18 protein-coding genes are annotated in these 14,807 nt (G+C 63.8%); 8 read left to right on the top strand and 10 right to left on the bottom strand.

Annotated elements, in window-relative coordinates:
• Positions 1–7: 7 nt before the first annotated feature.
• The 3 genes from ACOZHM_RS05690 to ACOZHM_RS05680 form a co-directional block, all read right to left on the bottom strand.
• Complete coding sequence (locus tag ACOZHM_RS05690; protein WP_421568071.1) at positions 8–607, bottom strand: NAD(P)H-dependent oxidoreductase; 600 nt, start codon at positions 605–607, stop codon at positions 8–10.
• Positions 608–772: 165 nt separating this feature from the next.
• Positions 773–1,090, bottom strand: a complete 318-nt coding sequence (locus ACOZHM_RS05685) for a hypothetical protein (RefSeq protein WP_421568070.1) — start codon at positions 1,088–1,090, stop codon at positions 773–775.
• Positions 1,087–1,434: a hypothetical protein gene (locus tag ACOZHM_RS05680; RefSeq protein WP_421568068.1), complete on the bottom strand. Its 348-nt coding sequence runs from the start codon at positions 1,432–1,434 to the stop codon at positions 1,087–1,089. Before ACOZHM_RS05680 ends, ACOZHM_RS05685 begins: the two co-directional genes overlap by 4 nt.
• Positions 1,435–1,915: 481 nt before the next feature.
• On the opposite strand from ACOZHM_RS05680, the gene ACOZHM_RS05675 reads away from it, so the two are divergent.
• Entirely contained in the window at positions 1,916–2,488 is a 573-nt protein-coding gene (locus tag ACOZHM_RS05675) for a metal-dependent hydrolase (protein ID WP_421568066.1), read from the top strand.
• A gap of 42 nt (positions 2,489–2,530) precedes the next feature.
• On the opposite strand, the gene ACOZHM_RS05670 is transcribed toward ACOZHM_RS05675, so the two are convergent.
• Complete coding sequence (locus tag ACOZHM_RS05670) at positions 2,531–3,454, bottom strand: NADP-dependent oxidoreductase (RefSeq protein WP_421568065.1); 924 nt, start codon at positions 3,452–3,454, stop codon at positions 2,531–2,533.
• A 59-nt stretch (positions 3,455–3,513) separates the two neighbouring features.
• Here ACOZHM_RS05670 and ACOZHM_RS05665 point away from each other — a divergent pair, with 59 nt between their 5' ends.
• Positions 3,514–4,326, top strand: coding sequence for an AraC family transcriptional regulator (locus tag ACOZHM_RS05665; RefSeq protein ID WP_421568063.1), 813 nt, complete (start codon positions 3,514–3,516; stop codon positions 4,324–4,326).
• Between the two features lie 23 nt (positions 4,327–4,349).
• Here ACOZHM_RS05665 and ACOZHM_RS05660 read toward each other — a convergent pair whose 3' ends face one another.
• The gene (locus tag ACOZHM_RS05660; protein ID WP_421568062.1) at positions 4,350–4,718 is read right to left on the bottom strand and encodes a VOC family protein; all 369 of its coding nucleotides are present in this window, start codon (positions 4,716–4,718) and stop codon (positions 4,350–4,352) included.
• Positions 4,719–5,408: 690 nt separating this feature from the next.
• Between ACOZHM_RS05660 and ACOZHM_RS05655 the strand changes: the two genes are divergently transcribed.
• On the top strand, positions 5,409–6,077 hold the full coding sequence (locus ACOZHM_RS05655) for a hypothetical protein (protein WP_421568060.1): 669 nt from the start codon (positions 5,409–5,411) through the stop codon (positions 6,075–6,077).
• 4 nt (positions 6,078–6,081) lie between these two features.
• On the opposite strand, the gene ACOZHM_RS05650 is transcribed toward ACOZHM_RS05655, so the two are convergent.
• The 3 genes from ACOZHM_RS05650 to ACOZHM_RS05640 are packed head-to-tail and all read right to left on the bottom strand — an operon-like array spanning position 6,082 to position 8,171.
• Positions 6,082–6,513 (bottom strand): DUF4279 domain-containing protein, encoded by a 432-nt coding sequence (locus ACOZHM_RS05650; protein ID WP_421568058.1) that lies wholly within the window; start codon positions 6,511–6,513, stop codon positions 6,082–6,084.
• Between the two features lie 58 nt (positions 6,514–6,571).
• Positions 6,572–7,564, bottom strand: a complete 993-nt coding sequence (locus ACOZHM_RS05645) for an aldo/keto reductase (protein WP_421568057.1) — start codon at positions 7,562–7,564, stop codon at positions 6,572–6,574.
• A gap of 10 nt (positions 7,565–7,574) precedes the next feature.
• The gene (locus ACOZHM_RS05640) at positions 7,575–8,171 is read right to left on the bottom strand and encodes a flavodoxin (protein WP_421568056.1); all 597 of its coding nucleotides are present in this window, start codon (positions 8,169–8,171) and stop codon (positions 7,575–7,577) included.
• Between the two features lie 74 nt (positions 8,172–8,245).
• Between ACOZHM_RS05640 and ACOZHM_RS05635 the strand changes: the two genes are divergently transcribed.
• The gene (locus ACOZHM_RS05635; protein ID WP_421568055.1) at positions 8,246–9,139 is read left to right on the top strand and encodes a LysR family transcriptional regulator; all 894 of its coding nucleotides are present in this window, start codon (positions 8,246–8,248) and stop codon (positions 9,137–9,139) included.
• Positions 9,140–9,162: 23 nt separating this feature from the next.
• Here ACOZHM_RS05635 and ACOZHM_RS05630 read toward each other — a convergent pair whose 3' ends face one another.
• Together ACOZHM_RS05630 and ACOZHM_RS05625 are read right to left on the bottom strand one after the other, a co-directional pair.
• On the bottom strand, positions 9,163–10,257 hold the full coding sequence (locus ACOZHM_RS05630; protein ID WP_421568054.1) for an alpha/beta hydrolase: 1,095 nt from the start codon (positions 10,255–10,257) through the stop codon (positions 9,163–9,165).
• Between the two features lie 174 nt (positions 10,258–10,431).
• Complete coding sequence (locus tag ACOZHM_RS05625) at positions 10,432–11,301, bottom strand: SDR family oxidoreductase (RefSeq protein WP_421568053.1); 870 nt, start codon at positions 11,299–11,301, stop codon at positions 10,432–10,434.
• A gap of 99 nt (positions 11,302–11,400) precedes the next feature.
• On the opposite strand from ACOZHM_RS05625, the gene ACOZHM_RS05620 reads away from it, so the two are divergent.
• From ACOZHM_RS05620 to accC, 4 genes are all read left to right on the top strand, one after another.
• On the top strand, positions 11,401–12,339 hold the full coding sequence (locus ACOZHM_RS05620) for a LysR family transcriptional regulator (RefSeq protein ID WP_421568052.1): 939 nt from the start codon (positions 11,401–11,403) through the stop codon (positions 12,337–12,339).
• 77 nt (positions 12,340–12,416) lie between these two features.
• Positions 12,417–12,860: a type II 3-dehydroquinate dehydratase gene (gene aroQ, locus ACOZHM_RS05615; protein ID WP_421568051.1), complete on the top strand. Its 444-nt coding sequence runs from the start codon at positions 12,417–12,419 to the stop codon at positions 12,858–12,860.
• A 63-nt stretch (positions 12,861–12,923) separates the two neighbouring features.
• Positions 12,924–13,418 (top strand): acetyl-CoA carboxylase biotin carboxyl carrier protein, encoded by a 495-nt coding sequence (gene accB / locus ACOZHM_RS05610; RefSeq protein WP_421568049.1) that lies wholly within the window; start codon positions 12,924–12,926, stop codon positions 13,416–13,418.
• 10 nt (positions 13,419–13,428) lie between these two features.
• Entirely contained in the window at positions 13,429–14,796 is a 1,368-nt protein-coding gene (accC, locus tag ACOZHM_RS05605) for an acetyl-CoA carboxylase biotin carboxylase subunit (RefSeq protein ID WP_421568048.1), read from the top strand.
• The last annotated feature ends 11 nt before the right edge of the window (positions 14,797–14,807 follow it).

Here is a 14,807-nt window from a genome sequence, read left to right as displayed (position 1 = left end):
GCGAGGGTCACGCGGCGGCGGAGGCCCCAATGGTACGTCCGATATCCGCGGCGGTGCGCAGGTGGGCGTCGGCGCTGCCGCTGTCCGACTCCAGCAGCAGCGTGGACGACAGCACGCGTGCGCCGCAGTAGTCGAAGATGCCCATGTCGATCTGGGTCTTCATCGCCGCGCCGTAGCCGCGCCGCTCCAGCATGCCGGCGTCCGCACCGCCCAGGCCCACCAGGTGCACCTGGAGCCGCTGCAGCTTCTTGGCCACCTTGCCGTCGGCACCCTCGGCATACGCCCAGCCCTGCGTGAACACGCGGTCGATCCAGCCCTTCAGCAGCGCCGGAAACGACCACCAGTACAACGGATAGACCAGCACCAGTGCGTCTGCGCGATCGATGCGGGCGTGCTCGGCGGCCACGTCGGCCGGCACCGGCGCGGTCTGGCGAAACAGCGCGTTGTCGGCCTGGCTGAAGCGCGGGTCGAAGCCCTCCGCGGCCAGGTCGGCGATTTCCACGGTGTTGCCACTGTGCGCGGAAAGGACGGCATCGCCGATGCGCTTGGCTATCGCGTGGGTCAGGGAAGCGGGTTCGGGGTGGGCTGCTACGATCAGGCTGTGCATGGGGGATGGGTCTCGAATGACGCTACCTACTAAAGGTAACATCACAATTCGGCCACACCAGTGCCATGGACGGAACGCTGGGCGCGCACCCTTGGCGTGGCGCCCTGCCAGCGCGGGCGCCCCGCCATGGCAGGCGCCTGCACCCTGCCCGTCCTGAAGGCCGGCTCAGTACCTTGGGTTCTCCGCCAACGCTTCACACCACCACCCTTCCTTGCGGGCAACCGTCTGCTCATCGTCGTCTTCGTAGACGAAGATGGGCATCGCCGGTGGCACCGCTCGCACTACGGCGTTTGCCACAGATTCGAAGGTGTGTTCGTCCACAGGCGGGCAATACGCAGGATGACCACCCTGGATTTCCACGTACTCCTGCATCAGCAGCCGAATCAAATGCGCAGGGCTTGTCCGTGCCCGCGATGCCGCACCCCTGAAGCGCATGCGCAGCGCCTCGTCCACCTTCACTCGCATCACGCCGCGCTTGTTCATGACGTGCGCTCCGGCCGGGACTGCCGCTCCGAGAGCGGCCACTGGTCAACCACGCCCTGGCGCTCCAACATTGGTGGCGGGTCGGACACCATGCGCGTCGAAGGCTCGACCACGGAAATGGTGATGAACCGGCTGCACGCCCTTACGCTCACCTTGCTGCCGATGTCGAAGCCCATCCTGCTCAGCCAGGGCCCGCGCAGCAGCATGTAGGGAATGGGCTCGTCGTCGCACACCGCGCAGGGTGGTGGGGACGAGGCGCGCACCTCGTCGTTGGGACAAGTGGCAGGGTAGTTCAAGTCGCGTCCGATCTCGAAGTAGGGCGTGTCAGCCCAGTGCGTTTGCATTAGGGACCTCCGATGGATGTCTCCCTCGCCGGGATGGCGAGGGAGTCGGGAGGTTAGGAACCGACACACGAGAACCGGTGGGCGTATTTCCCCGAGGGTGTTGTATTAGCCACCCTCCCGACAAAGGGACGTCCAACTTTCTCATGTGAAGGAGTTCCTACACTCCGGTGGCCACCATGCAGGAGCCCGCGGAGGATAGGAAATTGCTTGTTCCTGTTGATTTGACGGCTTTGTTTGACGCCATCTCTATCGAGGCGTTCGCGTCATCTACCTGCGGAAAATGCGCAGCGAGCACGCATTCCTTGCACATCGGTCGGCCTGCGCACGGGCATACGCACCTTTGCCAGACGCCCCGCTAAGCCAGCGTTGCAGTGGATGCGCGCCGCTCATGCGCACGCTTCATTCTCGCCACACATTGCACCCTCGCTGGCCTCATGGGCGGTTGGCACACTTTCCGCTCCGCCACCACCAGGGCCACCCCATGTCATCCATCGTTGGCCATGCTGCCGCTGGTGTTACTGCCTACCTTTGCAGCGCGCGGTCGAATCGCCGCACGCGCGGGTCCCTGCTGCCATTCGTGGTTCTGGCCGTGTGCGCGGATATTGATTACCTCGCCGTGTGGCTGGCCGGATATGACGCGACGCCACGGTTCACCCACAGCTTCCTGTTTGCACTCAGTGCTGCCGTGCTTGTTCACTGCATCTTGCGCAGGTGCACCACGCTACGCCTGCCCGTGGTGTGGCTGATGGTGGCCAGCGCCTCCCACCCGGTTCTCGACCTGCTGGTGGGTGCACATCCGGTGCCTCTGCTCTGGCCGTTCGGCGCGGACGTGTCCATTGCCGTGGGAGTGTTGCCCAGCGCAGGCACCCTCAAGCTCGGCAACTACTACCTTTGGCGCAACCTGCTCATCGAGCTGGGCGTACTGCTGCCCGTGTTCGCCCTGTGTGTCGCCATGTCCCGGCGCGTTGCTGTTGCTCCGCTCACGGCGTGGGCGGCAGGCATCGCGCCCTTCTGGGCGATGTTCGTTGTCTGGTCGCTCAGCCTCACCCGATAAGCGCTGGCATTTTCTGCACACCCGCGGGCGAGGTTGCCTGCGTCAGTGTGAGACTGTCAGGACGATCTTGCCGCGCGTTCGGCCCGCCTCGGACAAGGCAAGCGCCTGCCTTACCTCTGCAAGAGGAAACACGGATTCCACGTGGGGAACGACCTTGGCCGCCTCCACCAGCGTCGTGATCTGTGCCAGGCTCGCTGCGCTTGGCAGGGTGGCGGATCGCTTCACGGTTACCCCAAAACGCTCTGCTTCATCCTGCGGGAAGGCGACCACGGTGACCATGACGCCGCCCTTTCTCAGGCACTTGAAGGCGCGCTGGAAGGTTTCGCCACCCATGGTATCGAGAACAACATCGATATCACCAACGGCCTCCTCGAAAGGCTCACGGGTGTAGTCGATGAACGCATCAGCGCCCAGACCTCGAACGAATGCCTCGTTGCGGCCTGAGGCAACTGCAGTGACATGTGCGCCATGGACCTTGGCCAACTGCAGCGCAAGTGAGCCCACGCCTCCGGAGCTGTTCGTGATCAGCAGGCGCTGCCCCGCCGAAAGCCCGGCCTCATCGAAAAGTGCCTGCCACGCGGTGGTGCCCGCCAGCGGCAAAGCGGCAGCATGAACGATGTCGAGATTGTTCGGTATGCGGGCCAGATGGTTCGCTTGGGCGATGGCGTACTGCGCGAATCCGCCCGATGACACCATCGCGTAAACGGCCTCGCCTTCCCGAAAACGATCGACGCCGGCACCCAGCGCCTCGATCGTGCCGACGACCTCACTGCCAAGTTGGATGGGCAGCGTTTTTCCCATGCGCTGCCCTGCCCCGTCGCGGATTTTCCAATCAATCGGATTCACGCCGGCAGCCTGAACCCTGATCAGGACTTCGTTTGCGTTGGGCACCGGCCGGGCTACATCGGCAAGCTCGACCTGCTCGTTGGAGCCATACGCGCGAATGAGCACACTTTTCATCGTCATCTGTGCAGTTCCGTTCTTCTGGTCGTCTGGGCTCCCCATCTTAGGGATACACTTCTGCGATGTGGCGCCAATCCGCATCGCACAAAGGCCAGGCACAGATGGAGCGTTCTTTCAGCATCCACCGGGCGTCAAAGCCGAAAGGCTCGGCGCTGCCCCAGCATGTCCATGACCAGGGACAGCTCACCTTCGCTGCCTCGGGAATGGTGCAGCTGCATACCGACGATGGCGTTTGGCTGGTGCCGCCCCAACTCGCCGCGTGGGTGCCTGCGGGTGTCCCGCATCGCCTGGATATCATCACGGATGCAGAACTATGGATCATCCTTTGGCAGAAGGATGCGATACGGGACTGGGCGCCTCCCTCATTTCCAGAGCGTCCGTTCATTTCGCGGGTGACGCCTCTGCTGCGCGCCCTGCTTGACGAAGCGGTCGCGACCGACCTTGGACCGCAGAAGGCCGAGTTGATCGTCAGGCTCGCACTGCACGAGATGACCATTCTTCAGGAAGCAACCACGTTTCTTCCGTTGCCGAAAAGTGCGCTGGGGCGGCGACTGGCAGACATCGCGGTGGCCGACCACTGCCATTCTCTGGATGTTGGTGAGCTGGCATTGCGTGCCGCAACCTCGGTCCGCTCCGCCAGCCGGTTGTTTCCACTGGAGACTGGAATGACCTTGAAGGCATGGCGGCAGCGGGCCCGGATAGTATGGGCAATGGAGCAACTGTCGTCGGGCAAAGCGATTGCTACCGTGGCAACCAATGCCGGCTTTGGAAGTACCGCAGCCTTCTCAGCTGCGTTCAAGCAGGTCACTGGGACGACGCCCACAGCATTTCAGAGTGGCTCAGGCATGGCACCTGCTGTGAGCGGAGCAGGATAACGAACCCAATCGATTGTTGAGCCTCAGCCCGGAATCACTTGTCCAATTCGCCAGAGCACACCTGTCGGGTCAATGACTGTGAAGTCCCTTATTCCCCAGGGACGATCTTCTGGCGGGCTGGTCCGAACGGCGAAATTCCCGACAACGGCGTCCTTCATGACGTTCTGATACCAGTCGTCGGCGTTGGCAACAAGCATGTGCATCACGAAGTTGTTTGCATGCTCTGGATTGTAGAAGTGCGAGAGCAGAAAAGCGGTCTTGCCATGACTAAGGTGAGCGAGATCATCAGACACCATAGTGGCCTCAAAGCCGAGCGCCTTGTAGAACGCCAAGGACTCCAGAAGGTCTCTCGCCGGGACAAAGGCCTTGATTTCAATCGTCTCAAGATTCACGACGGTTCTCTCTGAGGGCGAATGCCACAGTTGAGGCAAGCCGCGAAGGCAGGGTCTGCTCGTTCATGGGCGTCCATCATGGGTGCGGAGATTGAACAATACGCTGGGGCAGGCCGATCGTAGCCGGGGCGGGAATCGCGGACAAGGTTGGTAGGCAGCCCGGCATACCCGCGCAAATCTCAGTGACCTGTTCTGGGCAGATCGCGCGCATTTGCGGGGGCTGCCGTCGCCAACGTCGCCTCGACTCTCGCGGAAGCCTCCAAACGTAACCGGCTACCACCAAGCTCTTCCAGGCCCGTGGCGGTAATGCGGGTGGCCACGCACCAGGTAGTCATGTGCGTCAACGCACCAAGCCACGCCTCATATCGAGCATGATCGAATCTTTCAATGGAAACGGCGCTGGAGTGACGTCACACGTACTGCCGAATGCGTATTTCCAGGTTACGCGGCTCGTGCGGTTCACTCACGTAGTCAGCATGACTGACACGGAAACTGCCTGTTTCAAGTACTTTCGGCCCATTCAAGGCCAAAGGCCCGCCGGTGGCAGACCTTTCGGAAACTAGATGGCCCCGCAAAGCGGGGCCAGAACGGACCTAGTGTCTTCACCAGTAATGGTGGCTGGGAGAGGACTGAAGCTAGGGCTGCCGGGCTAGTCTAGCAGAACGGTCATTCAGGCGAAAGTGAAGGGTCATGAAGTGGGAACAGATGGAGCAACACTTCTCCCCCGCCCGTATTGGACGATACCGGGCAGCCAGAGGCGGCGATGCGGCACTCGCCGCAGCTGACTACTCGCGCAACATGCTGCTGGCCGAAGCCATGCTGCCGATGCTCAATGTCCTTGAGATCGGGCTGCGCAACGCTCTGCATGGTCGACTGAAACATCGTTACGGCCGCGACGACTGGTGGGAAGCATGGGCTGGCCAGCCAGAATTTGACAAGGTGAACCGCGTGCTGGCAGACGCCAAGCAAAAGCTGAAACAACGACGCGAAAGGACCAGCCCAGACAAGGTTCTGGCAGAACTGACCTTCGGGTTCTGGTGCATGCTGTTCAACGTGAAGTACCAGCCCTCATTGTGGAAGGATCTGCGCCTGGCGTTCCCCGCGTGTCCGCGTGATCAGCGACAACGACACACTGTCTCCGGTGCCTTGAATCGGGTACGTGAACTGCGAAACCGGGTTTTCCACCACGAGCCGTTGCTCTGGCTAACCCCGGATCTCTGCGAGCAGCACGGCAAGGGCGTAACCTTGGTCCGCTGGCTGGATCCAAACCTTGCCCAGTGGCTGGCCAGCCATGACCGCCTACCGGCGATCTGGGCAGCAAAAGATCAAGGCGCCGCAACACGGCTCCGGCTCGAATGATTTGCTAGGGCCCGGCGCTGGACTCCTCTTCATCAGAATCATAGACGTCCAGCCCGAGTGCGATACCGCGCTGACCGATGGCAAGCATCGCCTTTGCCGAAAGCGAGATGCCGTCATTGTTGCTGCCCATGAAAAGGCCGCAGAACAGGTTGGGCTTGAACCGTCCCAATGAGTCCCAGACACTGAGATCATGTGTGAGTTGCTCAAGAATCTCGAAAATCTGGGCCTCCAGGTCCTCCGGCGCACGATCAGCCGCTCTGAGCCGCCAACTGCCGGTCCTGGCAATACGCGTGACTCCGGTACGGCTGCCAACAATTTCCTGACCCTTGTGATGCGCCACCGTTGGGTTGGCTCCCAGCAAGGCACTAATCTCGTCGGGGACAAGCTCATCCCCGAAGAGTCGGAGTGCCGCCAAGGAATGATCGAATGCCGCCATTTGACCCCACCTACCTTTTGGACCGACGCCGGGTCCGGTGATGCGAATTACCTGCAGCTTACCTGCCCGTCATCTTCAGCGCCGCTTCGGGCAGGCGCTCACCGCTGATGCGGATGTTGCTCACCTCTTCGTCGATGCGCATCAGGTCGGCGTGGTCCAGAACCAGATCCACGGCACCCAGGTTCTCATCAAGACGATGCAGCTTGGTGGTACCCGGAATCGGCGAAATCCACGGCTTCTGCGCCAGCAGCCAGGCCAGCGCGACCTGCGCCGGCGTAGCACCCTTCTCAGTCGCCATCGCCTTGACCACGTCCACCAGGGCCATGTTCGCTCGACGCGCCTCAGGGGAGAAGCGTGGCACCACATTGCGGAAGTCGCTCGCGTCGAACTGCGTATGCTCGTCGATCCTGCCGGTCAGGAACCCCGCACCCAGCGGACTGAACGGCACAAAGCCAATACCCAACTCATCCAGCAGCGGCAGTAGTTCCTTCTCCGGCTCGCGCCAGAACAACGAGTACTCACTCTGCACGGCCGTAAGCGGCTGCACCGCGTGCGCCCTGCGGATGGTCTGCAACCCTGCTTCGGACAACCCGAAGTGCCCCACTTTCCCTTCCGCGATCAACGCCTTCACCGCATCGGCAACCTCTTCAATCGGCACCGCCGGGTCCACACGGTGCTGGTACAGCAGGTCGATGCGCTCGGTGCGCAACCGCTTGAGGCTGGCGTCCACCGCCGCCTTGATGTGCGCCGGCTGGCTGTTGGTGCCCGGCCCGCGCGCCCCGCTCACCGGGTCAATATCGAAGCCGAACTTGGTGGCGATCACGACCTGGTCGCGTAGCGGTGCCAAGGCCTCACCGACCAGTTCCTCGTTGGCGAACGGGCCATAGGCTTCAGCGGTGTCGAAGTGGGTGACACCGCGCTCCACCGCCGTGCGGAGCATGGCGATCATCTCGCCCTTGTCTGCGGCGGGCCCATAGGCCGCGCTCATGCCCATGCAGCCCAGGCCGAGGGCGGAGACTTCGAGGCCTTGACCAAGAATGCGGGTTTTCATTGCGGAATCCTCATCGAACAGTGGGTGGAGTGGCCAACCATGCGTTGACGGTCTCCACGGTCCTGCGCTCCTGATCGGCCTCCATCACGAAGGCGTCCAGGATGCGTGCCTTGGGGACATGGCGGGCCAGCACACGCAGGCTGGTGCCCACGCCATAGCCGCCATGGGTGATGAACGGCACGATGGTCTTGCCGCTCATGTCGTGCCGTGACAGCAGCGAGCGGATCACCGGCGGCGCGGTCTCGCCCCAGATGGGAAAGCCCAGGTACACCGTGTCGTAGCGGGCAATGTCGGCAATGGTCGCCCGCAATGCAGGTTCAACCCCGTCGTCGCGTTCGTGCCGCGCCTGCGCCACCGTTTCCAGGTAGTCGTCCGGGTAGTCCTTCGCCGGCAGGATCTCAACCAGCTCGCTCGGCATGCTGCGGTGGATCAACCCGGCAATCACCCGTGTGTTGCCCGAGCGGGAGAAGTAGGCAACCAGCGTCCGCGCGTTCGAAGGCGAGGCCGTTGCCTGCGTATCTGGCTCCGCCGCCGCGCACCCAAGCGGCAGCGATGCCAGTGCGGCCACCACTGCCCGGCGGCCAGGATTGGGAGATGGAAGGGTCATGGCCCCAATCTACGCCCCCACCAGGCATGCTTGCAGGGGCATAATCGGATATCGCTTATATCCGGAACGCATCAATGAGCGTCGAGAACTACGACCAGCTGGCCATGTTCGCCCTGGTGGCGCGGGAGCGCAGCTTCACCCGCGCCGCCGCCCAGCTGGGGATGTCGCAGCCGGCGCTGAGCCGGTCGATGCGCCAGCTGGAAGAGCGGCTTGGAGTGCGCCTGCTCGCCCGTACTACCCGCAGCGTTGCACCCACCGAAGCAGGCGAGCAGTTGCTGCGGGTGATCGCGCCGCGCTTCGAGGAAATCGACACCGAACTGGCGCAGCTCAACGCCTTCCGCGACAAGCCCGCAGGGCGCCTGCGCATCACCGCCGGTGAGCATGCCGCGCTCACTGTGATGCAGCCGGTGCTGGGCAAGCTGCTTCCCGATCACCCGGACCTCAACATTGAAGTCGTCGTCGACTACGGGCTGACCGATATCGTCGCCGAGGGCTTCGATGCCGGCATCCGCATGGGCGAACAGGTGGCCAAGGACATGATCGCCGTGCGTGTTGGGCCGGACCTGCGCATGGCGGTGGTCGGCTCGCCAGCCTACTTCCGGCAGCGCCCGAAGCCCAAATCGCCGCACGATCTCACCCACCACAACTGCATCACCATCCGCCTGCCCACGCACGGCGGCATCTTCGCGTGGGAATTCGAGAAGAAGGGCCAGGAGCTGAAGGTGCGCGTGGAGGGCCAGCTGGTGTTCAACAACATCGCGCTGCGCCTGGGCGCGGCACTGGAAGGGCTGGGGCTGGCTTACATGCCCGAAGACCTGGTGCGCCCGCACGTGCAGGCGGGGGCGCTGGTGCACGTACTGCAGGACTGGTGCCCTTCGTTCCCGGGCTATCACCTGTACTACCCCAGCCGCCGGCAATCCTCGCCTGCGTTTACATTGCTGCGCGATGCACTGCGCTACCAGGGCTGAGGGGCAACCGCAGCGGTGCCTGCTCAACGGTCCAGGTGTTTTCTTTCCAGAAAATCGCTTACCAGGTCGGCAATCTGGACGTTGTTGAGGTCTGAAAACAGGAAGTGGCTGTTGCCGCGAATCCCCACGTTCGGCAGATGGATCAGGGTGACATCGCCGCCCTGTCGATTGACGGCGTCGCGCCAGGCACGGGCCATTTCCAGGCGTGCCCGCCAGCTGTCCTGCGCGGGCAGGCGAACGGGCTTCTCGGGAATGTTGTCACCGTACAGAACGAGAATCGGGATGCGCGTCAGCGCCTTGAATTCCTCGGGCGACACCACGACGGGCGCGACGGAGTCGAAGGCGCTGGGGATCGGTGCCGGCGCATCGTCCTGGGCGAATACGAAGCTGCTACCGGGTTCGAAGGCCACGATGGCGCGAACATTCTTGCTCTTGATCGCCGTCATCCAGCCCGGACCTCCCGCCTGCGAATGCGTAAACAGAATCGCCGGCCCGGTCTTCTGCAACAGCGCGGCGACGCCATCAGAGACCACGGCACTGTCGAACGGACCCGTATTCGGCGTGACCGAACGGAAGAACTGGTCAAGCGTGGCCTCCCCCTTCGGAAACTGGCTGCCATCGAAGTACTGCGGCCAGAGGCCGATGCGGAACTGGTTGAACCACATCTGATCATCCGCAACGGGCTTCAGCGTGGACTCCACCATGCTTCGGCCGGCCTTGCCGCGCCTTGGCTGATCGATCAGGTAGGTCGCGAAGCGGCGACGCAGGAACAGATTCTGGAAGCCCTCGCGGCCATCGGCAGTCGTCTCCCAGCTTTTGGACGACTGGCCCGCGCCGTGCCACATCACGATCGGCAGCGGACGCGCATCCACCGGGACCTGGTAGAAGGCATAGACATGATCGCCGTGGTAGCTCTGGCCATCCGGCTTGGAGGGCAGCAACGGATCGAAGGCGCCCGGCTGCTGCTGCACGGTGCCGCCGGCAATGAAGCTGCCTTGCGACTGGATCTGCAGCGGCTCACTGGCCATGGCAGCCCCGGTGCAGAGCAGCAGCGCAATGCAGGCCAAGGTAGACGTCAGACCGGACAGCCGGGTGCCGGGAATCGTGCGGGTCTGCATGGACCACTCCGTGACGGACAGTCAGGAGAATCTACGCGGCGCGGTCATTGTGGAAAAAGTGGGTAATGGGCATATGACCAATGCATGGAAGATATATATCCCTCAGCGGTGGGGATGAGGCCGCCGCCAAGCGCTGGCTGCAGATGCAGTTCCAGCGCTGACGTCCTTCACCCTTCAGCGCGTTGCTGCACGCTCGGCCGCGAACGCGCGGTACGCGCGCAACGGCCTACCCAGCAGTTGCATCAGCCGCTCCACATCCCCTGCCGCCGGCAGCATGCCGTCGCTGATGAAGCGCTCGGCCATCTGCCGCATGTCGTAGGCCATCCACGCCGGCATGAACTGGCGCAGGTTCTGCTCGAAGGCGGCCGTGTCATCGCCACCGTAGGCGATGGGACGGTTCAGCGCCTCGCTCCAGAGCGCGGCCAGCTGGCTGCCGGTCAGTGCTTCGGGGCCGACCAGGTTGATGCGGGTGAGCGTACTGTCGTCCGGCGCCTGTTCGCGGCGGAGCAGTTCGAGCGCAGCGATCTCGGCGATGTCACGGGTGTCGATCATCGCCAGGCCCTTGCTGCCGATGGGCATGGGGTACACGCCGTAGCCCTCGATCACGTCCTTGATGGTTAGGTCGTTGTCCATGAAGTACGCCGGGCGCAGGATCGTGGCGCTGAAGCCCAGCTGCTCGATCATGCGCTCCACGCCAAACTTGCCGGCGAAGTGCGGCACGTTGACGTAGCGGTCGCTGTGGATCACGGAGAGGTAGACGACGCGCTTCACGCCCGCCTCGCGCGCCACGTTGAGGGCGATCAGCGCTTGGGTGAATTCCTCGGCCACCACGGCGTTGAGCAGGAACAGCGTGGAAACGCCGTGGAAGGCCTGGCGCAGAGCGTCCACATCCAGCAGGTCGCCCTGCACCACGTCCACGCCTTCGGGCAGGTTGGCGGTAGCGGCGTTGCGGACCAGGGCGCGGACGGTGGCGCCGCGCTGGGTGAGGTGCTGGACGACCTGGCGGCCTACGTTGCCAGTGGCGCCGGTGATGAGGATGGTCATGGGGTTGCTCCGGGTTGGGTTGGGAGGCCTCATGGTTGTTGATCCATGCCTGAGCCGATAGCCCATATACTTGGACCACCCGTCTCATTGGTGGAACACATGGACCTGCTTGCCCTGGCCGATTTCAATCTGGTGGCGCGCCATGGCGGCTTCGGGCGGGCAGCGCGCGCGGCGGAGCGGCCCAAGGCCACGCTGTCGCGGCGGGTGGGCGAGCTGGAGGCCAGCCTGGGCGTGCGGCTGTTCGAACGCGGCTCGCACACGCTCAAGCTGACGCAGGAAGGCCAGGCGCTGTACGCGCGCACCGAGGCGCTGCTGAGCGAACTGGATGAGGCCGCCTCGTCCATCGCGTCCGGTGGCGACACACCGCGCGGCCGTCTGCGGGTAAGCGCGCCGATGCTGTTTTCGCAGATGGCGCTGGGGAAGATCGCGGCTGAGTTCGCGAGGCGATATCCGCAGGTACGGCTGGAGGTCACCACCGAAGGTCGCCCCGTGGACATGGTGGAAGAAGGCTACGACCTGGTGATCCGGGTCAATCCCGATCCGGATGAGCGGCTGGTGGGACGGGTGCTGGTTCGCGATAGGCTGGTGGCGGTGGCGCACCCGGCGTTGCCCTTGCCTGCGCCGGGCGCTACGGCGCCAGCGGTGTTCCGGCCCTCGAGCGATGCGACGAGCTGGGCCCTCATCCGGGATGGCAGCGAAGTGCGCGTCGCGGTCGAGCCGTTACTCCGGCTGGGCGCGCTGACCATGGTCCGGGATGCAGTGCGCGCTGGAATCGGTGCGGCCATGCTGCCCTTCTCACTGGTTGCCGACGATCTCAACCGCAGTGCGCTGGTGTCATGGGGAAATGCAAAGGCGCCCCCCATCGAGATATGGGCGCTATACCCGTCGCGGCGCCTGCTGAGCTCCCGGGTGTCGGCACTGCTGGACCTGCTCAAGGAGACCTTCCCACAGGGCCAGGCGGAGGAGCTGGCAGACTTCGCCTCGACGCATGAGCCCCTGACCCCAAGCCTTCGCCGCAAATTTCAAACGATTGATTGAAACGCGCGTAACTTCGCCGAACTGGACACCATCCACCGCTTCCGCCAGACTTCGCCCTTTCCCGCTCCGTGGTCCTCATGGCGAAACTGCTGGTCCTGCATGGCCCCAACCTCAACCTGCTCGGTACGCGCGAGCCGGGGGTGTATGGGCATACCACGCTGGCGCAGATCGACCAGGCCCTGCTGGCCCAGGCGCTAGGCGCCGGCCACGAGCTGGACCACCTGCAGTCCAACGCCGAACACGTGCTGGTGGACCGGGTGCAGGCCGCCCGTACCGACGGTACCACTTTCATCCTGATCAACCCGGCGGCATTCACCCACACCTCGGTAGCCCTGCGCGATGCGCTGGCGGCGGTGGATGTGCCGTTCATCGAAATCCACCTGTCCAACCCGCATGCGCGTGAACCGTTCCGCCAGCACAGCTACTTCAGCGACAAGGCGGTGGGTGTGGTCTGCGGCTTCGGCGCGGACAGCTACCGCTACGCGATGGACGCGGCACTGACCCGGCTGGCGGCAGCCTGAAATTCCTTTGACCCGAGCGCACTGCGCTTCCCACCACACTGACATCAACACCCAGAGGCCCCTATGGATCTCCGCAAAATCAAGAAACTGATCGACCTGCTTGAAGAGTCGAACCTGGCCGAAATCGAAATCAAGGAAGGCGAAGAGTCCGTGCGCCTGTCGCGCGCCCCGGTGTCCGGCTACGGCATGATGCAGGCCGCGCCGCAGATGATGATGGCGCCGGCAGCGGCTCCGGCCCAGGCCGCCGCACCGGCCATGCCGATGCAGTCGCCGACCGAAGCCTCCACCGGCGGCAGCGCCAAGCCGGGCCCGGCACTGCCGGACGGCCACGTGCTGCGTTCGCCGATGGTCGGCACCTTCTACACCTCGTCCGCACCGGACAAGCCGGCCTTCGTGTCGGTGGGCCAGCAGGTCAAGGCCGGCGAAACGCTGGCGATCATCGAAGCGATGAAGATGTTCAACCCGATCGAAGCCGATGCTTCCGGCACCATCGTGGCCATCCTGGGTGAAAACGGCCAGCCGGTCGAGTTCGACCAGCCGCTGTTCGTGATCGGCTAAGGATCCGTCCATGCTCGACAAAGTCGTTATTGCCAACCGAGGGGAGATCGCGCTGCGCATTCTGCGCGCGTGCCACACCCTGGGCATCCGCACGGTGGCCGTGCATTCCACGGTCGACCGCAACCTCAAGCACGTGGCCATGGCCGACGAGTCGGTCTGCATCGGCCCGGCGCCGTCGCCGGAAAGCTACCTCAACATTCCAGCGCTGATTGCCGCCGCGGAAGTCACCGATGCCCAGGCGATTCACCCCGGCTACGGCTTCCTGTCGGAGAACGCCGACTTCGCCGAGCGCGTGGAAGAATCCGGTTTCATCTTCATCGGCCCGAAGGCGGACACCATCCGCATGATGGGCGACAAGGTGGAAGCGATCCGCGCGATGAAGGCCGCCGGCGTCCCGTGCGTGCCCGGTTCGGGCGGCCCACTGGGCGAAGACATCGTCGCCAACACCAAGATCGCCCGTGAGATCGGCTACCCGGTCATCATCAAGGCGGCCGGTGGTGGCGGCGGGCGCGGCATGCGCGTGGTGCATGCCGAGGCATCGCTGAAGACCTCCATCGAGACCACCAAGAGCGAGGCCAAGGCCGCGTTCGGCAATGGCGAGGTCTACATGGAGAAGTTCCTGGAGAATCCGCGCCACGTGGAAATCCAGGTGCTGGCCGACGGCCAGGGCAACGCCATCCACCTCGGTGAACGCGACTGCTCGATGCAGCGCCGCCACCAGAAGGTGGTGGAAGAAGCACCGGCACCGGGCATCAGCGCCGAACAGCGCGAGCAGATCGGCAAGGTGTGCACCGAAGCCTGCGTGCGCATCGGCTACCGCGGTGCGGGTACGTTCGAGTTCCTGTACGAGGACGGCCGCTTCTACTTCATCGAAATGAACACCCGTATCCAGGTGGAGCACCCGGTAACCGAAATGGTGACCGGTATCGACCTGGTGGTGGAGCAGCTGAAGATCGCTGCGGGCCAGAAGCTGTCGATCAAGCAGAGCGATATCGTGCTCACGGGTCACGCGATCGAGTGCCGCATCAACGCCGAAGATGCGGAAACCTTCGTGCCGAGCCCGGGCCAGATCACGGCCTTCCATCCGCCGGGTGGCCCCGGTGTGCGTGTGGATACGCACATCTACGCCGGCTACCGCGTGCCGCCAAACTACGACTCGATGATCGGCAAGCTGATCGTGCACGGTCCGGACCGCGAAACGGCCATTGCGCGCATGCGCGTGGCGCTGAGCGAGATGGTGGTGGACGGTATCAAGACCAACGTCGCGCTGCAGCAGCGGATCATGCGCGACAAGGGCTTCCAGGCCGGTGGGCAGAACATCCACTATCTGGAAAAGCGTTTGGCCGAACGCAAGACCAAGTCGATTGCGTTGACCTGATCGATGGGGCA

The sequence above is a fragment of the Stenotrophomonas sp. PD6 genome (assembly GCF_049199305.1).
GTDB lineage: Bacteria > Pseudomonadota > Gammaproteobacteria > Xanthomonadales > Xanthomonadaceae > Stenotrophomonas.
Note: the sequence above shows the minus strand (reverse complement) of the source record. Positions and strands in the feature narration are given on the sequence as shown.